Source organism: Pseudomonas sp. AC242 (assembly GCF_979258655.1).
Genome location: NZ_OZ409873.1, coordinates 2,396,954 through 2,412,017 on the forward strand (window position 1 = coordinate 2,396,954; position 15,064 = coordinate 2,412,017).

14 protein-coding genes are annotated in these 15,064 nt (G+C 60.1%); 3 read left to right on the plus strand and 11 right to left on the minus strand.

Translation table 11 applies throughout. The features are described 5' to 3' along the window. Positions 1 to 86 precede the first annotated feature (86 nt). Both ACZZ0A_RS10850 and ACZZ0A_RS10855 read left to right on the plus strand, forming a co-directional pair. Positions 87 to 1,214 (plus strand): acyl-CoA dehydrogenase, encoded by a 1,128-nt coding sequence (locus tag ACZZ0A_RS10850; RefSeq protein ID WP_007918873.1) that lies wholly within the window; start codon positions 87 to 89, stop codon positions 1,212 to 1,214. Between the two features lie 15 nt (positions 1,215 to 1,229). Further along, positions 1,230 to 2,003 (plus strand): enoyl-CoA hydratase, encoded by a 774-nt coding sequence (locus ACZZ0A_RS10855; RefSeq protein WP_007918876.1) that lies wholly within the window; start codon positions 1,230 to 1,232, stop codon positions 2,001 to 2,003. A 510-nt stretch (positions 2,004 to 2,513) separates the two neighbouring features. Here ACZZ0A_RS10855 and ACZZ0A_RS10860 read toward each other — a convergent pair. The 10 genes from ACZZ0A_RS10860 to argH all read right to left on the minus strand — a co-directional run bounded on the left by ACZZ0A_RS10860 (position 2,514) and on the right by argH (position 13,245). Then, the gene (locus ACZZ0A_RS10860; protein WP_003224706.1) at positions 2,514 to 3,665 is read right to left on the minus strand and encodes an acyl-CoA dehydrogenase family protein; all 1,152 of its coding nucleotides are present in this window, start codon (positions 3,663 to 3,665) and stop codon (positions 2,514 to 2,516) included. 3 nt (positions 3,666 to 3,668) lie between these two features. Then, complete coding sequence (locus tag ACZZ0A_RS10865; protein ID WP_463543020.1) at positions 3,669 to 4,775, minus strand: enoyl-CoA hydratase/isomerase family protein; 1,107 nt, start codon at positions 4,773 to 4,775, stop codon at positions 3,669 to 3,671. Positions 4,776 to 5,006: 231 nt separating this feature from the next. Then, complete coding sequence (locus ACZZ0A_RS10870; protein ID WP_463543021.1) at positions 5,007 to 5,693, minus strand: HPP family protein; 687 nt, start codon at positions 5,691 to 5,693, stop codon at positions 5,007 to 5,009. A 157-nt stretch (positions 5,694 to 5,850) separates the two neighbouring features. Continuing rightward, positions 5,851 to 7,029, minus strand: a complete 1,179-nt coding sequence (locus tag ACZZ0A_RS10875) for an MFS transporter (RefSeq protein ID WP_401041955.1) — start codon at positions 7,027 to 7,029, stop codon at positions 5,851 to 5,853. A 163-nt stretch (positions 7,030 to 7,192) separates the two neighbouring features. Further along, a complete protein-coding gene (locus ACZZ0A_RS10880) occupies positions 7,193 to 8,080 on the minus strand; it encodes a polysaccharide deacetylase family protein (RefSeq protein ID WP_463543022.1) in 888 nt (295 codons plus the stop codon). Continuing rightward, positions 8,073 to 8,918: a polysaccharide deacetylase family protein gene (locus ACZZ0A_RS10885; protein WP_463543023.1), complete on the minus strand. Its 846-nt coding sequence runs from the start codon at positions 8,916 to 8,918 to the stop codon at positions 8,073 to 8,075. Before ACZZ0A_RS10885 ends, ACZZ0A_RS10880 begins: the two co-directional genes overlap by 8 nt. A 231-nt stretch (positions 8,919 to 9,149) precedes the next feature. Beyond that, the gene (locus tag ACZZ0A_RS10890) at positions 9,150 to 9,974 is read right to left on the minus strand and encodes an ABC transporter substrate-binding protein (RefSeq protein WP_463543024.1); all 825 of its coding nucleotides are present in this window, start codon (positions 9,972 to 9,974) and stop codon (positions 9,150 to 9,152) included. A 38-nt stretch (positions 9,975 to 10,012) separates the two neighbouring features. Next, on the minus strand, positions 10,013 to 10,777 hold the full coding sequence (locus ACZZ0A_RS10895; RefSeq protein WP_064587499.1) for an amino acid ABC transporter ATP-binding protein: 765 nt from the start codon (positions 10,775 to 10,777) through the stop codon (positions 10,013 to 10,015). Between the two features lie 10 nt (positions 10,778 to 10,787). After that, on the minus strand, positions 10,788 to 11,666 hold the full coding sequence (locus ACZZ0A_RS10900) for an amino acid ABC transporter permease (RefSeq protein WP_123449966.1): 879 nt from the start codon (positions 11,664 to 11,666) through the stop codon (positions 10,788 to 10,790). Between the two features lie 151 nt (positions 11,667 to 11,817). Then, a complete protein-coding gene (gene argH / locus ACZZ0A_RS10905) occupies positions 11,818 to 13,245 on the minus strand; it encodes an argininosuccinate lyase (RefSeq protein ID WP_463543025.1) in 1,428 nt (475 codons plus the stop codon). 296 nt (positions 13,246 to 13,541) lie between these two features. Here argH and ACZZ0A_RS10910 point away from each other — a divergent pair, with 296 nt between their 5' ends. Beyond that, positions 13,542 to 14,507 carry a LysR family transcriptional regulator gene (locus ACZZ0A_RS10910; RefSeq protein WP_463543026.1) on the plus strand — a complete coding sequence of 322 codons (966 nt, stop codon included), beginning with the start codon at positions 13,542 to 13,544 and terminating at the stop codon, positions 14,505 to 14,507. 2 nt (positions 14,508 to 14,509) lie between these two features. Here ACZZ0A_RS10910 and ACZZ0A_RS10915 read toward each other — a convergent pair whose 3' ends face one another. Beyond that, on the minus strand, positions 14,510 to 15,028 hold the full coding sequence (locus ACZZ0A_RS10915; RefSeq protein WP_463543027.1) for a GNAT family N-acetyltransferase: 519 nt from the start codon (positions 15,026 to 15,028) through the stop codon (positions 14,510 to 14,512). Positions 15,029 to 15,064: the final 36 nt, after the last annotated feature.

Consider the following 15,064-nt stretch of genomic DNA (forward strand, 5'->3'; position numbering starts at 1 on the left):
ATCTTGTTTTTAGACCAAGAGCAAAAGATCGCAGCCTGCGGCAGCTCCTACAGGGGACCGCGTGTAACCCGGATTAAGGATTCACCATGATTCCCAACGAAGACCAAACACAGATCCGCGACATGGCCCGGCAGTTCGCCGAGGAACGCCTCAAACCGTTCGCCGCCGAGTGGGATCGCGAGCACCGTTTTCCCAAGGAAGCCATCGGTGAGATGGCTGAGCTGGGCTTCTTCGGCATGCTCGTGCCGGAGCAGTGGGGCGGTTGCGACACTGGTTACCTGGCGTACGCCATGGCCCTGGAAGAAATCGCCGCCGGTGACGGTGCCTGCTCGACGATCATGAGCGTGCACAACTCGGTCGGCTGTGTGCCGATTCTCAAGTTCGGTAACGACGATCAGCGTGAACGCTTCCTCAAACCGTTGGCCAGCGGCGCCATGCTCGGCGCTTTTGCATTGACCGAACCGCAGGCCGGTTCCGATGCCAGCAGCCTGAAAACCCGCGCACGGCTGGAAGGCGATCACTACGTGCTGAACGGCTGCAAACAGTTCATCACCTCCGGGCAGAACGCCGGGATCGTGATTGTGTTTGCGGTGACCGATCCGAGTGCCGGCAAACGCGGCATCACTGCGTTTATAGTGCCGACCGATTCGCCGGGCTACAAAGTCGCTCGCGTCGAAGACAAGCTCGGTCAACACGCGTCCGACACCTGCCAGATTCTCTTCGAAGACGTCAAAGTGCCGGTGGCCAACCGTTTGGGCGAGGAGGGCGAGGGCTACAAAATCGCCCTGGCCAACCTTGAAGGCGGCCGCGTCGGCATCGCCTCGCAATCGGTGGGCATGGCCCGCGCCGCGTTTGAAGCGGCGCGTGATTACGCCCGTGAGCGCGACACCTTCGGCAAACCAATTATTGAGCATCAAGCCGTGGCATTCCGCTTGGCCGACATGGCCACGCAGATCGCCGTCGCCCGACAGATGGTGCATTACGCCGCTGCTCTGCGCGACAGCGGTCAACCGGCACTGGTCGAGGCGTCGATGGCCAAACTGTTCGCTTCGGAAATGGCCGAGAAGGTCTGTTCGATGGCGTTGCAAACCCTCGGTGGTTACGGTTACCTCAACGACTTCCCGCTGGAACGCATCTACCGCGACGTGCGTGTCTGCCAGATCTACGAAGGCACCAGCGATATTCAGCGCATGGTCATTTCGCGCAATCTTTGACAAGGAATTTTAATCATGACTTACGAAACCATTCTGCTCGAAACCCATGGCCGCGTTGGCCTGATCACCCTGAACCGCCCGCAGGCGCTGAACGCGCTGAATGCGCAACTGGTCAGCGAAGTGAATCAAGCCCTTGATGCGCTGGAAGCCGATGCGAACATCGGTTGCATTGTCCTCACTGGCTCGAAAAAGGCCTTTGCCGCCGGCGCCGATATCAAGGAAATGGCCGAGCTGACCTACCCGCAGATCTACATGGACGACCTGTTCAGCGACAGCGATCGCGTGGCTAACCGCCGTAAGCCGATCATCGCGGCGGTCAACGGTTTCGCCCTCGGCGGTGGCTGTGAGCTGGCGCTGATGTGCGATTTCATTCTGGCAGGTGACAACGCAAAGTTCGGTCAACCGGAAATCAACCTCGGCGTGTTACCGGGCATGGGCGGCACTCAGCGCCTGACTCGCGCCGTCGGCAAGGCGAAAGCCATGGAAATGTGCCTGAGCGGACGTTTGATCGATGCAGTGGAGGCTGAGCGTTGTGGGATTGTCGCGCGGATTGTGCCGAGCGATGAGTTGCTCGACGAAGCGCTGAAAGTGGCGGCGGTGATTGCCAGCAAGTCGCTGCCGATTGCGATGATGATCAAAGAGAGCGTGAATCGTGCCTTTGAAGTGAACCTGACCGAGGGCGTGCGCTTTGAGCGTCGGGTGTTCCATGCAGCGTTTGCCACGCAGGATCAGAAGGAAGGGATGGCGGCGTTTATTGCCAAGCGTGAGGCCGACTTCAAGGGCAAGTAACGCGACTAAAGCGAAAAGCCCCTCACCCTAACCCTCTCCCGGAGGGAGAGGGGACTGATTGGGGGATATTTCAGATTTACGCCGACCTGGGTGCTCATCACCGAATCCGTCATCAGGTCGACGTATAACGCCAGACACCTCGGTCGGCTCCCTCTCCCAGAGGGAGAGGGACTGATTGGGGGGATGCTTGGAAGGTACGCCGACCTGAAAGAGTTTTACCGAATCCCTGATTGACCTGGCTTACCGAATCGATAATCGACTCGGTCTTTCAGGTCGACGTATGACGCCAGACACCTCGGTCGGCTCCCTCTCCCAGAGGGAGAGGGACTGATTGGGGGGATGCTTGGAAGGTACGCCGACCTGAAAGAGTTTTACCGAATCCCTGATTGACCTGGCTTACCGAATCGATAATCGACTCGGTCTTTCAGGTCGACGTATGACGCCAGACACCTCGGTCGGCTCCCTCTCCCATTGGGAGAGGGCTGGGGTGAGGGAAAGGGGCCAACACCGTTACAACTGATAGTTCTTCAACTCCCGCGCAATCACCATCCGCTGAATCTCGCTCGATCCTTCATATATCTGGGTAATCCGCGCATCACGGTAGTACTTCTCGACTGGGTAATCCTCCAGATACCCATACCCGCCATGAATCTGAATCGCCGACGAACACACCTTCTCGGCCATTTCCGAGGCAAACAGCTTGGCCTGCGACGCTTCAGACAAACACGGTTTACCCGCCGTGCGCAGACGCGCTGCGTGCAGGATCATCAAGCGCGCCGCGTTGATTTGCATGTGCATGTCGGCCAGCAGGTTGGCGATGCTCTGGTGTTCGTTGATCGGTTTGCCGAACTGGATGCGATCGCGCGAATACACCAACGCCGCCTCAAACGCCGCCCGAGCAATACCCAGAGCCTGCGCGGCGATGCCGATACGTCCGCCTTCAAGGTTGGACAGGGCAATCGCCAGTCCTTTGCCGCGCTCGCCGAGCAGATTGGCCTCGGGAATGCTGCAGTTGTTCAGCGTCACCGCACAGGTGTCGGAAGCGCGGATACCCATCTTGTGCTCAGTACGATCAACGATAAAACCGGCGGTATCGGTCGGCACCAGAAACGCCGAAATGCCTTTCTTGCCCAGATCCGGATCGGTCACCGCAAAGACGATCGCCAGTTTCGCCCGTTTGCCGTTGCTGACAAATTGCTTGGCGCCGTTGATCACCCATTGACCGTCACGCAGTTCGGCGCGGGTGCGCAGGTTGTGCGCTTCGGAACCGGCCTGCGGTTCGGTCAGGCAGAAGCAGCCGATGGTTTGCCCACTGGCCAGATCCGCCAGCCAGGTCTGTTTCTGTGCTTCGCTGCCGTAATTGAGTACCGGGCCGCAGCCCACCGAGTTGTGGATGCTCATGAAGGCGCCGGTCGCGCCGTCACCGGCAGAAATCTCTTCCACGGCCAATGCATAAGCGACGTAATCGACGTAAGTGCCGCCCCATTCTTCAGGCACCACCATGCCAAGCAAACCGAGCTCACCCATCTTCGCAACGAGCGCATCGTCGATCCAGCCAGCCTTTTCCCAGGCCTGCGCGTGCGGCGCGATTTCACCACGGGCGAAGTCCCGGGCCATGTCGCGGATCATCACTTGTTCTTCAGTCAGTTCGAGATCGTGCATGGCTCAGCTCCCGCTCTCAGGAAAACCGTGGAAGAAACTCGCGACATGCGCAGCGTCCAGCGCAGCGAGGGTCGGCGGGTTCCAGCGAGGTGTCTTGTCTTTATCGATCAGCAGGGCGCGTACGCCTTCGATTAGGTCGCCGCGGGAGAACCACTGACGATCCAGATGCAGCTCCAGCGCGAAGCACTGTTCCAGGCTCAAGTGCCGGCCGCGACGCAGCATTTCCAGGGTCACGGCCATGGCCAGCGGCGAGCGGGTTTCCAGCAGATCAGCCGTGGTGGTCGCCCATTCGTGGCTGTCGGCGACGGTCACCGCGCGTAACTGCTCGACCATGCTCGGTACGTCCGGCAGGGCGAAGAAATGGTCGATCGCCGGGCGCAAAGACTCAAGCGGCGCATCGGGCAGGGTTTGTACGGCGTGTTTGGCCAGCAGGTTTTGCAGCGCCTTGAGCGGCGTGTCCTGCCATTCCATCTGATCGAGTTTTTCGTCGAGCAGCGCCAGTTTGCTGCTGTCCAGGTACCAGTCGGCGAGGCCGCAATACAGCGCATCCGCCGCACGGATCTGCACGCCGCTGACACCCAGATAAATGCCCAGCTCACCGGGAATGCGCGGCAGGAAATAGCTGCCACCGACATCGGGAAAATAACCGATGGCCACTTCCGGCATCGCCAGACGACTCTTCTCGGTGACCAGGCGCAGATCGGCGCCTTGCACCAGGCCCATGCCGCCGCCGAGGACGAATCCGTCCATCAGCGCCAGTACTGGTTTGCGGTAGTGATGAATCGTCAGGTCGAGGGCGTATTCCTCGACGAAGAAATCTTCGTGCAGCGTGTCGCCGCTTTTGAAACTGTCGTATAGGGATCGGATATCGCCACCGGCGCAGAAGGCTTTTTCACCGGCACCGCGCAGGACCACGGCATGAACATTGGTGTCAGTTGCCCAGGCATCGAGCTGCTGTTGCAGCAAACGCACCATGTCGAGGGTAATGGCGTTGAGACCGGCGGGGCGATTGAGGGTCAGGTGACCGATGTGGTTGCGAACGTCGGCCAGCACTTCGTGTTGCGTGGCATCCATGGACGGGGTCCGCGGAGATGAAGCCTGAGCTGTCATCAGTAACTCCCTGCTTTTATTGTCTTTATTCGAGAAGCTCGCGCGCGAGCGTTACCGGATCGTAACAGTGCAAATTTGCCGTGTACAACCGGGATATTCGCAGGGGGAGTTTGCGTTTTTACCTTGGTCGAAAATGTGCGCGCTCATGTAGGAGCTGCCGAAGGCTGCGATCTGTTGACCGTTAAAAAGCAAGATCAAAAGATCGCAGCCTGCGGCAGCTCCTACACAGAGTCAGCGGAAGGTTTGGGTAATGCTCCGGCGCTTGGCGTGCAGTTCGCTGGCGTGGATCAGTTGTTCGAGATCCTCGGGGGTGATGTCGATGAAGGCTTCCATATCGGCCAAGGCGAGTTTGAGGTCTTCTGCGATGATGGCCTGACTGTCGACGGGGGCAACGATCGGCGCCGGTTCAGCCGGACGTTTCGGATAACGAATGCGCGTCAGGTTGTTGTAGGCCAAGGCACTGAGCAGCATGCACGCCGCGCCGAGCATCACCGGTTCCATGGCTTTCCAGTCCATCGCGATGGTCGCTGGATCGGCCAATACGAGCGTCAATGCCAACGCCCCGGCCGGCGGATGCAGGCAACGCAGCCAGCACATCAGAATCAGCGCCATGCCCGCCGCCAGGCAGGCGCTGCCCAGAGTTCGGCCGAGCACGTGAGCGACCAGCAACGCCACAACGCCGGCACACAAATAACCACCGAGAATCGACCATGGCTGGGCGAGGGCGCCGGATGACACGGCGAACAGCAACACCGCCGATGCCCCCAGCGGGCCAATCAGGTGATAGGCGACGTCGTGACCGAACACCTGCGCGCACAACCACACGCTGAACAATGTGCCCAATGCCATGCCGATGGCGGCGCGGCTCCATTCGGTCGGGCGGGTATTGATGGCGGCGGGCAACCAGCGAGCGAGCATGTGAATCCGATCCTTGCAGCAAATTCGAGGCAAAAAAAAGGACTTGTCCGGCATATCCGGAAAGCCCTCGAAGTGTTCCAACATTGGGGGAGGAACGTGCACAGTGTGCCGTTCAAACTCGATGCTGACAAATTCATATTAATGAAGATTTAGTGCATTAGTTTTGAATTGAATCCGCGCGACGTCCGCTAAGAAAGCACAGGGTGCCGCCCATCGCGGTGAGTGCGCTCAAGGCGTAGAACATCGTCGGTGCCGGTGTGTGCATCAGCAGGAAGCCGCAGATCACCGGGCTCAGTGCACCGCCCAACGCCGCCAGATTCTGCGCGCCGTAGTAGCTGCCGCGCAGTTCTTCGGGCGCGAGGGTGTCGACGAAGAGGAACTCCGACGGGTAAATGATCATTTCGCCCAAGGTGAAGATGAACATGGCGATGCACCAGCTCAGCAAGCTGTCAGCCAGGCTGAAGCCGATAAGACCGAGAATGAACAGGCCGGTGCCGGCGGCGATCCAGTAGCGCAGTTTCTCGCGGCTGAGGAAGCGGCCGATCTGGTATTGCAGCAGGATCACCGTGATCGCGTTACAGGCGAGCAGGGCGGCCATGACTTGCAAGGCGCGCTTGGAGTCGCTGACCACCAGCAGGTATTGCGACAGATATAGGGTGAAGCGCCCGTGCACCACCGTGCTGAGCAGGCAACCGCAGGTGAACATGATCAGGGTGCGATCGTTTTTCAGGGTGACGAGGGTTTTCAGAAAGCTTGGCGGCTGACTGACCACGGCAATCGGGCTGGCGTCTTTGGGGATGCCGATCATCAGGAAAATGCTGCCGAAGGCGATCGCCGCGGCAATCAGAAACGGCGCAATCGGGTAATGCCCGGCGATCACTACGCCAAGCATCGGCCCGGTGGCGTAGCCGATGTTGGTCAGCGTGTAACGCAAGGAAAACGCCTTGGCCCGTTGGCTCATCGGCAGGTTTTCGCTGAGGATCGCCTTGGAGCCGATGAGGAACAGTGCCGACGCGGTTTCGGTGATCACCAGGGTCGCGGTGGTCAGGTACAGATCCTGGGCGAACGTCAGCAGGACGAAGCCGATGGCACTGGAGAGCATGGCGACAATCAGCAGCCGGCGTTTTTCCAGGCGATCGATGATGTAGCCGCCATACAGCGCAAGCAGGGTGGCGATAAACACCGCAATGCCCAGCAGCAGCCCGACGTCCTGCTGGTTGAGACCGAGTTTGGTGCTCAGAAACAGCGTCAGCAGCGGGCTGGTGATGGCGCGGCTGACAACAATGGTCAGCGAGACAATCATCAGACGGCGGATGACGAGCGAGTAAGTGGCCACGGGGAATCGAATGTCCTTGTTTCAGTTGTTTTTGTGTTCGACTACAGACCGCGTGGTGCCCTTCGCGAGCAGGCTCGCTCCCACAGGGAATGTCTGAACAGTGAAGAACCCGTGTGGGAGCGAGCCTGCTCGCGAAGGCGCCAGATCAGCCAAATGCGTTCGGTCATGACAGATAGTCCCGATAGTGCTGCTCATAAACCGCTGCCGGGTGATCCGCGCCGACCGGCGCTGCGGTTTCTGCCCACCATTGCGCAACCTCGGCACCGCTGGCGATCCACACATCGTCATGTTGTTGAATGCCTTGCAGCAATTCGCGCAGCACGCTGATGCGTCCGGGTGTGGCGATGATTTCCGGGTGCAGGCGCAGCACATAACACAGGCCGAAGCGATGAAATCCGGCGAAGTCCATTTGCAGGTTGCCCAAGGTGTGACTGTAAGAGGCGATCCGCGATTGCGCCGGTGGCACGGCGGGGCTGAGATTGAAGGCGAAGTACGGTTCGTCTTCCAGTTCATAGTGCAACGGTAGTTCGATCACCTCAGGCGCAGTGGGATGGGCGAATGGCAGATCATCGCCGCGCCACGAAGAGGACCAGACGATGCCATGGTCTTTCAACGCGGCCATAAAACCCGGCGCGCCGTTGCCGGCAGGGAGGCGAAACCCGCTCGGGCGTTGACCGGTCAGGGCTTCAAGTGCCGCACATCCCTTGCCGACGTCGGCACTTTGCGCCGCCAGATCGAGCCCGTCGTAATCCTGATGGTGGTAGCCGGCGCAAGCGATCTCATGCCCGCCGGCGCGAATCGCGGCGATGTGCTGCGGATTTTCTTCGGCGACGATACCGGGCACGAACCAGCTGCTGCGCACGCCCAGTTCCGCGAATAGGTCGAGCAAACGCGTGACGCCACGCTGGCTGCCATATCGCCAGACCGACAGGGTCTTGTCGCGACCTGCCACTTCCGGCGCCTGGGTGAGAATGCCGTGGATGTCGTTGTAATCGACGGTCAGCACAACTGCGCAGCGCTTGCCAGCGGGCCAGATCCTGGAATCAACCATGGTGATGCTCCTTCAGCCACCAACGGGCGACATCGCGGCAGGTGGCGAACCACACGTCATCGCGCTGGCGCATGTGTTCGAAGAGTTTTTCCAGCAACAAAATGCGCCCCGGTTTGCCGGTGATTTTCGGGTGGAACAGGGTGGTCAGGCACAGGCCTTCATCCATCGCGCCGTCGTATTCGCGCTGCCAGTTGTCGAGGGTCAACGCATAACTGGCGGTGCGATCGAGGCCGGACGGAAAGTTCGGCGCGCGGGTGTAGGCGAGGGAGGCGTAATCGTCCATTTCCCAACGGCCGGGGATCTCCACCAGCGGGGTGCTGTGCCCCGGAACGTTGACCAGATACGGGCGATCGTCGCCGCGCATGCTGCTCGAATAGATGACGCCGTTGTCGGCGAGCATCGCCGGGGTTTCCGCGCGCCAGTCGCCGGACGGGGTGCGGAAACCCTCGGCGCGGATGTGCAGGTGTTGCCAGAACACGTCCCTGGACTTGGCCATGACGGTTTGCTGTTGCTCCAGCGTCAGGGCGTAGAAAGATTCGTGTTTGTAGCCGTGATAAGCGACTTCATGGCCGCGTTCGACGATGGCCTGACATTGCTTCGGCCAGTTTTCCACGACCCATGCCGGGACGAAAAACGTGGTTGGCAACTTGAACGCGTCGAGCAGATCGAGCAGGCGAGGCAGGGCGCGATAAGGGCCGTAGCCGCCGAAACCGAAGTACTCGGGTTTGTGCCAGATCGAGCCGTTGAGCATGGCGTCGCCGGTCGGGCCATCGAGGTCGAAGGCCAGGGCAAGGCAGGCTTTGTGCGGGTCGGGCCAGGTGGGGTGGCACGAAGACATGGTTGTGGCTCTCCGGTGTTGCATCAATTGAAACCCTCACCCCAGCCCTCTCCCGGAGGGAGAGGGAGCCGACCGAGGTGTTCTCCCGCCTTGCATCGACCTGAAAGATCGCGCCGAACTCAGGCGCTGTGTCGTCGGACTCAGGTTTGGAACACTTGAAGATCAGCTCCCTTTCCCCCTCGCCCCCCTTGGGGGGAGAGGGTTGGGGTGAGGGGGGATCGATCTCGAAGGTTACTTGCCGGCGTTGACCGTCACTTCCTTGATCGCGCCCAGCTCCAGGTCCCATTTCTTCAGGATCGCGCCATAGCTGCCGTCATCGACCATGCTCTGCAGGGCAACCTTCACCGCCTCACTCAGCTCAGGCTTTTTCTTGCTCACGCCAAGACCGGTGAACTGCACGGAGATCGGCTGGCCGACGGTCTTGTACATGTCCTTTTCCTGAGTCTTCAGGTACGACAACGTCTCGCTGCCTTGCATCGCCGCGTCGATGCGACTCTGGCGCAGTTGCGCACGAGCGTCGGCCGAGCCTTCGGTGCCGATCACGTTGATCGCCGGTTTGCCCGCGGCTTCACAGTTGGCCTTGCTCCACGCAGCGATTTCCGCCGGGAACGTGGTGCGGCGGCTGGTGCCGACTTTCTTGCCGCACAGATCAATGATCTCGTTGGTCGCGGTGTTCTTCTGCAAGGTGTAGAACTGCGGGCCGCTGGTGAAGTAGTCGACGAAGGTCACGCTGGCCTGACGCTCGGCGGTGTCGGTCATGCCCGACAGCACCATGTCGACGCGGTCGGTGGTCAGCGCGTTGATCATTTGCTCGAAGCCGGTTTCCTGCCATTTGATTTTCACGCCCAAGCGTTCGGCGAGGGCGTTGCCCAGGTCGTAGTCCAGACCGGTGAGGGTGTTGGTGGCCGGGTCCTTGAAATCCATCGGTGGATAGTTGGGCATGATCGCGACAACGATCTCGCCTTTTTCCTTGATGCTGGCCGGCAGCTCGGCGGCCACGGCGAAACCGCAAGACATGACTGAAGCGAGTACTGCTGGGATAACGAAATTCTTCATGGTCGTTCTCTTATGAGTGTTGTGGCACCAATCGGTGCTTAGGTTCGAACGGCAGAAATGAAGCTTTGGGTGCGCGGGTTTTGCGGACTTATTAGTATTTCTTCGGGGCTTCCAGCCTCCACGATCTGCCCGCCGTCCATGAACACCATGCGATTGGAAACCTCGCGGGCGAAGCCCAGTTCATGGGTGACGACGATCATGGTCATGCCGGTCTGCGCGAGATCGCGCATTACCGACAGCACCTCACCGACCAGTTCCGGGTCGAGTGCCGAAGTGGGTTCATCGAACAGCATCAGCTTCGGGCGCATGGCCAACGCCCGGGCAATCGCTACGCGTTGTTGTTGCCCGCCGGACAGCTCGATCGGATAGCTGTCGCGTTTGTCGGCGAGACCGACGCGGGCCAGCAGTTCCAGGGCCTCTTCGTGCGCCTCTTTCGGCGAACGCTTGAGCACCTGGCACGGGCCTTCGATGATGTTTTGCAGCACAGTCATGTGCGGGAACAGGTTGAAACGCTGGAACACCATGCCGGTGGCCAGGCGTTGCCGGGCGATCTGCGACTCGTTGAGTTCGTGCAGTTTGTTGCCGACCACGCGGTAGCCGACCAGTTCGCCGTCAACCCAGAGGCCACCCTTGTCGATCTTTTCCAGCTGATTGACGCAGCGCAGCAGGGTGCTCTTGCCCGAGCCGGACGGGCCGATGATGCACAGCACTTCGCCTTGCTCGACCTCGATGTTGATGTCCTTGAGCGCGTGGTACTGGTCGTAATACTTGTTCAGGCTGACGGCCTTGACGATGCTTCTCATGTTCGACTCCTCAAGAACGCTTGCCGGCGCCGCGAGCGAAACGACGCTCCAGACGGCTTTGACCGAAGGACAGCACGGTGACGGTGGCCAGGTACCAGATACCGGCGACGATCAGCAGCTCCATCACGCGGGCGTTGGCGTAGTAGATGTTTTGCGCGTTGTAGAGCAGTTCCGAGTACTGGATCACGCTGGCCAGCGAGGTCATTTTGACCATGCCGATAAACTCGTTGCCGACCGGCGGAATGATGATGCGCATGGCCTGCGGCAGGATGATCCGGCGCAGCGCCTGCAGGCGCGGCATGCCGATCGACTTGGCGGCTTCGTACTGGCCGGTGTCCACCGACAGCAGGCCGGCGCGCACCACTTCAGCGGTGTAGGCGCCCTGATTGATGCTCAAACCGAGCAGCGCGGCCACGAACGGCGTCATCAGGCTGACGGTGTCGAGTTCGAACACGCCCGGAATGCCGATGGTGGGGAAGATCAACGCCAGGTTGAACCACAACAGCAGTTGCAGAATCAGCGGCGTACCGCGAAACAACCAGGTGTAGGTCACGGCCACGTAGCGCAGGATCGGGTTGGCCGACATGCGCATGATCGCCGTGATCACCCCAAACACGATGCCCAGCGCCATCGCCAGCACGGCCATGATGATGGTGTTGAACAGGCCCCACATGATCGCTTCGGAGGTGAGGAACTGGCCGATGTACGACCATTCGATCTTGCCTTCGGCGAAGGCGCGCACCAGGCCGATAATCGCGATGACAATCACGGTAGCGAAGAAAATCCGCCCGTAATAACGCCGAGGCACGTGCTGGTACTGGGTGATATCGAACTGGTTTTCCGCCAGTTTGCGCTCCGCCTGGAGTCGTTCTGCCTGGGTCTGGCTCATGGTGTTTCTCCCAACTGTACTTTCAAATCCAACACATTCCACTGTAGGAGCGAGCCTGCTCGCGAAGGCGGCAGCACCTTCAACATCGCAGTTGGCTGACCCATCGCTTTCGCGAGCAGGCTCGCTCCCACAGGGTTTTGCGTTGGCGGCTTCAGAGGCGGAAGCCCTGGTAGTTTTCGGTCCACTGCTGTTGCGCGGCGAGGGTGGTTTTCAAGCGGACGATCTGTTCGCGCACCTGTTGCGGCGCAGTACCACCCCAACCATTACGGGCCGCAATGGCGGCTTCCAGCGTCAGGCTGTCGCGCACATCGGCGGTCAGGCGTGGATCGATCTCGGCCAGCAGCGCCGGCGAGGCCTCCCACAATTCGATGCCGTGTTTTTCACAGGCCTGCACCAGCGCCCCGGTGATTTCGTGGGCTTCCTTGAACGGCACGCCGCGCACCGCCAGCCAGTCGGCAACCTCGGTGGCGAGGGTGAAACCGAGTGGCGCCTGACGGCGCAGTTCTTCGACGTTGACGGTCATGGTCGCGACCATCCCAGCCATGGCCGGCAGCACCAGTAGCAGAGTGTCGACGCTGTCGAGCACGCCGTGCTTGTCTTCACTGAGGTCGCGGTTGTACGACAGCGGCAGGGATTTAAGCGTCGACAGCAGACCGGTGAGATTGCCGATCAAACGTCCGGCCTTGCCCCGTGCCAGTTCGGCGATATCGGGGTTTTTCTTCTGCGGCATGATCGAGCTGCCAGTGGCATAGGCATCGTCCAGATCGACCCAGCGGAACTGGCGCGACGACCACAGGCAAAACTCTTCGGCGAGGCGCGAGATGTTGATCCCGAGCATGCTGGCGATAAACAGGAACTCGGCGACGTGATCGCGACTGGCGACGGCGTCGATGGAGTTTTCGCAGACCCCGGCGTAGCCCATTTCCTTGGCCGATTGCTGCGGCTGGCGGGCAATCGCCGAACCGGCCATGGCCGCTGCGCCGAGTGGCGACAACGAGGTGCGCGCGTCCCAGTCCACCAGACGCTGCACGTCCCGCAGCATCGATTGCGCGTGGGCCAGCAAGTGGTGAGCGAATACGATCGGTTGCGCCTGCTGCAAGTGAGTGAAACCCGGGCAGATGCTTTCGACGTGTTGCTCGGCCTGAGTCACCAGCGCTTGCTGCAAGGCGAGGACTTCGACGGCGAGGGTGCGTACGTGATCGCGCAGAAACAGGCGCAGGTCGTTGGCGGTCTGGTCGTTGCGCGAACGGCCGGCGCGCAGCTTGCCACCGAGGGCGCCGAGGCGTTCGGTCAGCAGGCGTTCGATAAAGGTGTGAACGTCTTCGTCATCCAGCGTTGGCGCAATACGTCCGGCGCGGAAGTCGGCACCGATGCCGTCCAGGGCTTCCAGCATGGTGCGGGTTTCCTGCTCGCTGAGCAGACCGGCCCGCTGCAGTTCGCCGGCATGCGCCTTGGAACCGGCCAGATCGTACGGCGTCAGGCGGAAATGGCGCTCGGGGCACCGGGACAGCGCGGCCAGGGCGGCTGAAGGGCCGCTTTTGAAACGGGCACCCCAGAGGCGGTCGGTGGCTTGAGACATGTGTTGTTTTCCTCGTCGGTAACGCGAACTGAAATCGCTGTGCATGGCCGTGATCGTTGCTGGAAAGTCAGCAGACGGAGTCTGGCCAAAGCAGTGTTCAAGAGGGCAGTTGCTAGGGAGCGAGAACTGATCGAAGTGTCAGCTTTTAATGTTTCGAGATCAGTGAGTTGGCACTGATGTTCGGGATTTTTTGCCGGTTGCCAAGCCATGTTTTCTGTGTTCATTATTATTGGTCGGCGATGTTTTTGTTGTTGGACACAGATTGTTGAACATTGCGCCAGAGGTAAATCAGCATTATGGAAACCCCACTTTCCAATTCCGGAAACCCGCCGCCGAAAACGGCTCAACGCGCACCGTTGGCGCTCAGCGGACTGGACTTCAAACTGCTCAAGGTGTTCAAGGCAGTGGTCGAGGCCGGAGGCTTCAGCGCCGCGCAAAACGAGCTGAACGTGGGCCTTGCCGCTATCAGCAAACAAATTTCCGATCTGGAAATTCGCATCGGCATGCGCCTCTGTACGCGGGGTCGAGAGGGTTTTCACCTGACCGAAGAAGGGCGTCTGGTGTATCAGGCGTCGATTGACTTGTTTACATCGGCGGACAACTTTCGTGATCGACTTAGTTCTGCGCAGAATGAACTTATTGGCGACCTCGGCGTGGGCGTTATCGACAATACAATTACCGATGAGAACTCACCATTAGTTGCTGCGCTTAAACAACTTAATGAACAATCGCCGAAGGTCAGGTTTCAACTTCAAGCATCGCAACTGGATGAAGTGGAAAGAGGCGTGGTAGAGGGGCGTTTAGTGGCTGGAATAGTGCCGGTTTATCAACGCCGTGAAGAGTTCGATTATTACCCGCTGTACGAGGAGCGCTCGGAAGTCTACTGCGCGGTCGGGCATCCGTTGTTCGACATGCCGGAAGCGCAAATGGGCAGCAATGTCTTGCAGGAATTCGAGTGCATCAACCACCGCTACGCGATACATCGCGACAAGCTCAACTACGCGCGCTATGACAGTTTTTCTGCGTCAGCGACCCAGGTCGAAGCGGTGGCGTTGCTGATCAAGACCGGGCGTTTCGTCGGTTTTTTACCTCAGCATTACGCCGCCACAATGGTCGCGGCGAGGCAGTTGCGTGCGGTACTGCCGGAGCGCATCAACATCAGCACGCCGTTCCATTTGATCCTGCGCCACAACACCGTACGCAGTCCGCTGGTCAAGGCGTTTGCCCAGGCACTGGGTGTCGATCTGAAGTCGCCAGCCTGAATTCAGCGCAAAATCAGGCGCATGGCGCAGCGCCGTTCAGCGGGCAAGCCGTGGACGCTGTCCTGGTGCAAGGCGTCGATTAAATGCGCGGCTGTTTCATCCGCCTTCAATAGCGTGAAACCCATTCGTTGATAGAACGGCGCATTCCACGGCACGTCGCGGAAGGTGGTCAGCGTGACCGCACAAAGTTGTTGCTCACCGGCCTGCGCGATGACCGCCGAGAGCAACTTGCGGCCAATACCCTGACCCTGAAAGTGTTGGCTGACGGACAGTTCCTCTACATGCAGTTGGTTATCGACGGGCACCGCGCGCAAGAACCCGGAAAGTTGCCCCTCAGTGTCTTCGGCGACCCACACCCGGGCCTGCTGGATGGCTTGCAGATGAAACGCGGCGTCGGCCACTTCGGTGTCGGCCAGCCAAGCCAGTGGCGGATCAAGACGAAACAACTCGGCGGCCGAGCGTTCGATGGCGGGGAGGGCGTCCGCGTCGCAGGGACGAGCGCGGCGTACAAGAGACGTCATTGTGACCAGTTCCGTGGCGGCGATCTTGATTTGGGA

Bases quoted from the DNA above. Each gene is read 5' to 3' on its own strand.
- ACZZ0A_RS10885 (WP_463543023.1), bottom strand. From the start codon at position 8,918: ATGTCTTCGTGCCACCCCACCTGGCCCGACCCGCACAAAGCCTGCCTT.
- ACZZ0A_RS10855 (WP_007918876.1), top strand. From the start codon at position 1,230: ATGACTTACGAAACCATTCTGCTCGAAACCCATGGCCGCGTTGGCCTG.
- ACZZ0A_RS10910 (WP_463543026.1), top strand. From the start codon at position 13,542: ATGGAAACCCCACTTTCCAATTCCGGAAACCCGCCGCCGAAAACGGCT.
- ACZZ0A_RS10915 (WP_463543027.1), bottom strand. From the start codon at position 15,028: ATGACGTCTCTTGTACGCCGCGCTCGTCCCTGCGACGCGGACGCCCTC.
- ACZZ0A_RS10850 (WP_007918873.1), top strand. From the start codon at position 87: ATGATTCCCAACGAAGACCAAACACAGATCCGCGACATGGCCCGGCAG.
- ACZZ0A_RS10890 (WP_463543024.1), bottom strand. From the start codon at position 9,974: ATGAAGAATTTCGTTATCCCAGCAGTACTCGCTTCAGTCATGTCTTGC.
- ACZZ0A_RS10870 (WP_463543021.1), bottom strand. From the start codon at position 5,693: ATGCTCGCTCGCTGGTTGCCCGCCGCCATCAATACCCGCCCGACCGAA.
- ACZZ0A_RS10865 (WP_463543020.1), bottom strand. From the start codon at position 4,775: ATGACAGCTCAGGCTTCATCTCCGCGGACCCCGTCCATGGATGCCACG.
- ACZZ0A_RS10900 (WP_123449966.1), bottom strand. From the start codon at position 11,666: ATGAGCCAGACCCAGGCAGAACGACTCCAGGCGGAGCGCAAACTGGCG.
- ACZZ0A_RS10895 (WP_064587499.1), bottom strand. From the start codon at position 10,777: ATGAGAAGCATCGTCAAGGCCGTCAGCCTGAACAAGTATTACGACCAG.
- ACZZ0A_RS10860 (WP_003224706.1), bottom strand. From the start codon at position 3,665: ATGCACGATCTCGAACTGACTGAAGAACAAGTGATGATCCGCGACATG.
- ACZZ0A_RS10880 (WP_463543022.1), bottom strand. From the start codon at position 8,080: ATGGTTGATTCCAGGATCTGGCCCGCTGGCAAGCGCTGCGCAGTTGTG.
- argH (WP_463543025.1), bottom strand. From the start codon at position 13,245: ATGTCTCAAGCCACCGACCGCCTCTGGGGTGCCCGTTTCAAAAGCGGC.